This is a genomic window from Microcoleus sp. PH2017_09_SFU_O_A (genome assembly GCF_020738625.1).
Classification (GTDB): Bacteria; Cyanobacteriota; Cyanobacteriia; order Cyanobacteriales; family Microcoleaceae; genus Microcoleus.
Window position 1 is genome coordinate 1 of record NZ_JAEQCF010000161.1, and the last position, 4,069, is coordinate 4,069.

10 protein-coding genes are annotated in these 4,069 nt (G+C 43.0%); all 10 read right to left on the bottom strand.

The window, feature by feature from the left end; translation table 11 throughout:
• Positions 1-300, bottom strand: a 300-nt coding sequence (locus JGK16_RS32075) for an SDR family NAD(P)-dependent oxidoreductase (RefSeq protein ID WP_293193926.1), incomplete at its 3' end; no start/stop codon positions are given.
• Between the two features lie 57 nt (positions 301-357).
• Complete coding sequence (locus tag JGK16_RS32080; RefSeq protein WP_293193925.1) at positions 358-690, bottom strand: DUF5615 family PIN-like protein; 333 nt, start codon at positions 688-690, stop codon at positions 358-360.
• Positions 687-917 carry a DUF433 domain-containing protein gene (locus JGK16_RS32085; RefSeq protein WP_096829650.1) on the bottom strand — a complete coding sequence of 77 codons (231 nt, stop codon included), beginning with the start codon at positions 915-917 and terminating at the stop codon, positions 687-689. Before JGK16_RS32085 ends, JGK16_RS32080 begins: the two co-directional genes overlap by 4 nt.
• Positions 914-1,195, bottom strand: a complete 282-nt coding sequence (locus JGK16_RS32090; RefSeq protein ID WP_293203587.1) for a DUF2281 domain-containing protein — start codon at positions 1,193-1,195, stop codon at positions 914-916. Before JGK16_RS32090 ends, JGK16_RS32085 begins: the two co-directional genes overlap by 4 nt.
• Before the next feature lie 69 nt (positions 1,196-1,264).
• A complete protein-coding gene (locus tag JGK16_RS32095) occupies positions 1,265-1,465 on the bottom strand; it encodes a type II toxin-antitoxin system VapB family antitoxin (protein ID WP_293193923.1) in 201 nt (66 codons plus the stop codon).
• Positions 1,466-1,590: 125 nt separating this feature from the next.
• Entirely contained in the window at positions 1,591-1,872 is a 282-nt protein-coding gene (locus JGK16_RS32100; protein ID WP_293186930.1) for a hypothetical protein, read from the bottom strand.
• The gene (locus JGK16_RS32105) at positions 1,869-2,420 is read right to left on the bottom strand and encodes a DUF6036 family nucleotidyltransferase (protein WP_293186935.1); all 552 of its coding nucleotides are present in this window, start codon (positions 2,418-2,420) and stop codon (positions 1,869-1,871) included. Before JGK16_RS32105 ends, JGK16_RS32100 begins: the two co-directional genes overlap by 4 nt.
• A gap of 81 nt (positions 2,421-2,501) precedes the next feature.
• On the bottom strand, positions 2,502-3,080 hold the full coding sequence (locus JGK16_RS32110; RefSeq protein WP_293193921.1) for a Uma2 family endonuclease: 579 nt from the start codon (positions 3,078-3,080) through the stop codon (positions 2,502-2,504).
• Positions 3,081-3,162: 82 nt separating this feature from the next.
• On the bottom strand, positions 3,163-3,747 hold the full coding sequence (locus JGK16_RS32115) for a Uma2 family endonuclease (protein WP_293193919.1): 585 nt from the start codon (positions 3,745-3,747) through the stop codon (positions 3,163-3,165).
• 36 nt (positions 3,748-3,783) lie between these two features.
• Positions 3,784-4,069, bottom strand: a 286-nt coding sequence (locus JGK16_RS32120) for a type II toxin-antitoxin system RelE/ParE family toxin (protein ID WP_293186933.1), incomplete at its 5' end; no start/stop codon positions are given.

The window sequence follows — 4,069 nt, forward strand, 5'->3', positions numbered from 1 at the left end:
AATAACCATTGCCGTAACGTTTCCCAGGTCATGCTCAACAATATCGAATATGCGCGAAGCAGAATCAGTCAAGGATAAATCAACCTCGATCGCTGTGGATCGCACACCGAATTGCTCAAGTTTGTGGCAAAGTGACTGAACCTCTTTCGGATCGCTACCCCAAGGCATTGACGCATCGTATGGCTGCCAATAGGTCAGAGCGACATCCCAGCCTGATTTTGCTAATTCTTCGGCAATTGATGATCCGATGCCAATAGTCCGACTTGCACCAGTTATCAGAACTATTGGTCGCTGGGTCATACATTTCTCCACAAGTAAGAATGATAAGTCGATCGCACACCCTGGGCGATCGATCCATTATGATAAAGCAAGCAGCGATAAATTCTCGTCTTCATAAAATAATTCGATCGCCTTAAAATCCCGACGCAGCAAATTTTCAACTTGTGATGTCGAACAGTTTCCAAGTCGAAGCCAAATAACTTTCGGTGGATTCCCAAATACTAAGCTCAGGTCGTGCATATCCGCGTCTTTCGAGACAATCATCAAATCATTGTCTTTTGCATAATCCCAAACTATTGGGTCGATCGTTGCTTTCATGCCCAGATCTCGAACGTGAAGCGAATTTGGGAAAATATCGCTCAAACGATTCGGCAACTTGGGCGACAAGTTTTCATCAAAAAGTAATTTCATGCTGATAACGTAGCGGTCATAAACCGACGCTCACGGTCAGCAGCATAAGCTATACAAGCTTTTAAATCTTCTCGTGTCAAATCGGGAAAATCGTCGAGAATTTCTGCTTCAGTCATCTCGGAAGCCAGGTACTCAAGCACTTCATAAACCGTAATTCGCAAGCCGCGTACACAAGGCTTACCACCGCGTTTATTTGCTTCGATCGTGATGTGGTCTCGGTAGTTCATAAGAAACACTCGGTAATACTATTTTTCTGTGAAGCTACATAGAATGTATCCTTACCCCATGCGTCTTTGCGAATGTCGTCTAGGGTGATATTTTTTTGTTCCCAGATTCCGGCTAGCTCAAAAAAGGATTGTTCTCGATCGGAGTCATCGTTTTTTTGTTCTATCGTTTGAGTTTGGCTGGCTTGAAATTCTAGAAATTCGATAAATTCAATAACTTTATTGCGTTGTTCTGGGGAAAAATGTTGGATTTTTTCGATCGCCATTTCTAGGCTTAACAATGGTTTCTCCTTGGTTGGTTTTGGCACTTACTATTCTAACGATTTACACAAACATTTTTCATAGCAAGCCTATTGTTCCGCATCCGTTCTCATGCGATCGAGGTCGCCGTCCCAGGCGAGTTTACCCCTTAGCGCCCGGAGGTTCTGTTGGTTTTTCATTTGGATCAACAGGTTCAGAGCCAGTTCGACAACTTCTTGTTGTGCTGTGAGTCCAGTCGCCTGGAGCGCATTAGTGATGAGGGAGTTATCGATTTCGATCGTGGTTTTCATAGGTATTTTGGGGTGAGTCTTATCGATCGCGCTTTCATCCAATTATAAGCGATCGCCCACCGGCAGCGATCGACATCTTTTTTTTTAATTAAATCCTTTTGTTCCTGCCGATCGATCGCATATTCTCACATATAACGAAGTTCAAGTGCATTGCAAAAGCTATTCAAGCGATTCAGCAAAGCATTGTAGTAGGGATAAGCATCATCTCGTTCATCTTGAAGGCGGGCATAAAGAGTCAATTCTGGCTCTGCGGCCAGACGATCTTTAGGAACATCTAAGCCCGCTTCGGCTAGGCGAGTTGCCGCGATCGCGACTAACAATGACCCAATTGTATTAGTTTTACCATGATGAAGATCGTCCAGTCCAGGTAGAATTAGCTCTGCTCCCGGTAACTCATTCAAGCTCATAACTGTCCATCCTCTATGTTACTTTCAAAACGTTTAATGAAGTTCTCAACTCTGCTTCTGAGCGCATCAGGATTAAGAGAGGGAAATCGGATTAATTCGGGTGCAATACTCTCAAAACTATTCCGCAGTTCTTCTAATGAAAATAATTTCTGTTCGTACATGGCTTGAACATCTTTAATGTCCCGATCGAATCCCCTGGATATTTTGGAGAGTGCTTGGGCTATAAAGTCATAGTGATAAAACGAGATTTGACCGTATTTGCCAATGAAGATACTCCTGTCGCGCCACCCCGGAATTGTGGGTAAGAAATCCTGTGGGGAAGCCAGTTCGATATTAATATTCAATTCTTGTTTGATTTTGGCGATCGCACCAAAAATGCCTGGGGGTTCAGGATCTAGACGAATATCGATATCAATGGTCGAACTCCGCCATCCAATCAGTAGGGCGCTAGCACCACCCGTAAAATAGATGCACCCTGAGCCCTGAGCCTCTCTGCCCAAGACTTGCATCAGTCGTTCTATCTTCTGAGAGTCAACATTCGGACGCATATGCTGCACAAATATTTAAACGGTAACAGATTTCTTATAACTCTACATCAATATTATTACATCGCCCTCTTAATAATAAATTCAAGATTGCTGCTCGAAAACAATTTCTTCATATAATTGCTCGATCGCCAAACTCAACCCAATACTTCTAAGCTCGACCCGATCGCCCGATCGATAGCTCAGGATCAACCAATCCCCTGCATCATTTTTATGATAAATATCGATCGCCATCTCATCCGAACTCACCAACACATAATCAACCAAATTCGGGTTGCGGCGATATTTTTCAAACTTCTTGCCGCGATCGTAAGCCTCGGTACTATCCGATAAAACCTCAACAATCAAACAGGGATAGGTAATATATTGAGGGCTAGAATTATCTCGCCGATCGCAAGTGACACTCAGATCGGGATAGGTATAGTTGCGAGTATTGAGGATATTTACGCGGCAGTCAGAATTGTATGTTTTACAACCACTACCCCGCAGATGGGGCTTGATCGTCACTAAAAAGTTTCCCGCGATCGCACTATGATTTTGCGTGCCCCCACTCATCGCACATACGCGACCATCGATTAGCTCGTGCCTTTCTAATTGTTGCTCCTCCCAAGCAAAATACTCTTCAGGCGTAAAGTACCGCTCCTGCTCTCTAGCTGCAATCATAACAATCTCCTAATTTAAAAGTAGTAATACCAACACGCTCACCGGACGTAAATCACCTTAGTTTTATGATATATGTCAACTTTTAAGGTGTTGTTTCTGGGGTGAGGTCGAGGTTGCGATAGACTTGTTCGATCGCAAAACTGAGATTGATGCTTTTTAGTTCGATGGTGTCACCTGCTTTGTAGTTAATAATGAGCCATTCACCAGCATCATTTTTGTGATACAAATCCATTTCGATACTGGTGGAACTAACCAATAGGTAATCTTGTAAGACAGGGTTGTTGCGGTACATTCTAAATTTGCCACCACGATCGTATGCCTCAGTGCTGGGAGAGAGAACTTCAACGATTAAGCAGGGGTAGGTAATGTATTGGGTTGTGGTTTTATCGCGATCGTCGTACGTTACACTTGCATCGGGGTGGATATAGTTTTTGGTTCCGACAATGTTGACTCTCAGATCGGAGTTTCCTGTTTCGCAACTGCTGTTTTCTAGATGATTGGAGAAGAGAGTTGTGAGTCTGACGGCAATGCGGCTATGGTTTACGCTACCGCCGCTCATGGCGTAGACTTGGCCGTCGATATACTCATGCTTTTCTAGCTGCTTTTCTTCCCAAGCAAAGTATTCTTCTGGGGTTATTTGAGGAAAGTTTTCTTTGGCGGCGATCATTTTTTTAGGTAATGGGTAATGGAGTTTATTTCTATTTTACTCTTCTTCATCATTATCCAAAAGCTGTTTTAAAGAATCAAAATTTTGTTGAGAACTGTGACGAACGCGGTGAATTTCAACCATTCTAGTATTTTCATCTTCTACGATACTAAATAAAATACGATATTTCTTCTCATATAAAATTTGACGTATTTCCAGGTCGAAATACTCACTTTCTAATGCTAAGGGACAACGACTAGGAAAGCTTTCCAGTTTGAGCATTATTTCATAACAGCCCCTAACCCAACGATAGGATTTTTCAGGAGCATTGAGCTTGAGCCAC

Bases quoted from the DNA above. Each gene is read 5' to 3' on its own strand.
- JGK16_RS32080 (WP_293193925.1), bottom strand. From the start codon at position 690: ATGAAATTACTTTTTGATGAAAACTTGTCGCCCAAGTTGCCGAATCGT.
- JGK16_RS32085 (WP_096829650.1), bottom strand. From the start codon at position 917: ATGAACTACCGAGACCACATCACGATCGAAGCAAATAAACGCGGTGGT.
- JGK16_RS32095 (WP_293193923.1), bottom strand. From the start codon at position 1,465: ATGAAAACCACGATCGAAATCGATAACTCCCTCATCACTAATGCGCTC.
- JGK16_RS32100 (WP_293186930.1), bottom strand. From the start codon at position 1,872: ATGAGCTTGAATGAGTTACCGGGAGCAGAGCTAATTCTACCTGGACTG.
- JGK16_RS32105 (WP_293186935.1), bottom strand. From the start codon at position 2,420: ATGCGTCCGAATGTTGACTCTCAGAAGATAGAACGACTGATGCAAGTC.
- JGK16_RS32110 (WP_293193921.1), bottom strand. From the start codon at position 3,080: ATGATTGCAGCTAGAGAGCAGGAGCGGTACTTTACGCCTGAAGAGTAT.
- JGK16_RS32115 (WP_293193919.1), bottom strand. From the start codon at position 3,747: ATGATCGCCGCCAAAGAAAACTTTCCTCAAATAACCCCAGAAGAATAC.